The organism is Neorhizobium sp. LMR1-1-1.1 (genome assembly GCF_040675795.1).
Classification (GTDB): Bacteria; Pseudomonadota; Alphaproteobacteria; order Rhizobiales; family Rhizobiaceae; genus Neorhizobium; species Neorhizobium cellulosilyticum.
Genome location: NZ_JBEGHE010000087.1, coordinates 1 through 355, shown reverse-complemented (window position 1 = coordinate 355; position 355 = coordinate 1). Strand labels below are relative to the sequence as shown.

Here is a 355-nt window from a genome sequence, read left to right as displayed (position 1 = left end):
TTGCCGCGACCGTCTCGCCGGTCTCCATCACCCGGCGCAGGAGGGGTTCGAGATCATCCCAGAGTTCGGCCCAGTTCTCTCGCGCCGGCCGGCCAAACGCCTTGGGGTGTCGTTGGCCGATCGTCGGCGCATAGGGCTCGTTATAGAGCGCGATCAGGTCGGGTCCCCAGAACATCACGATCTGGGCCATTGCCGGCAGCATGATATCGACAGCAGATCTGAGACAGAGGGGCCATGTCGACGGCGGGCCGAGGATGGAATCGTCCCAGTTTCCGCTCTCGATAAGCCGAGAGATCTCATCCGTCCCTTTGAAAGTCTTCCCCGCTTCGCTCCGCATTGGTACCCGCTTTACATT

Annotated in this window: 1 pseudogene; it reads right to left on the bottom strand. The window is 61.4% G+C overall.

Annotated elements, in window-relative coordinates:
- A pseudogene (locus MRBLMR1_RS29160) lies at window positions 1-337 on the bottom strand (histidine kinase); the annotation flags it as partial.
- Window positions 338-355: the final 18 nt, after the last annotated feature.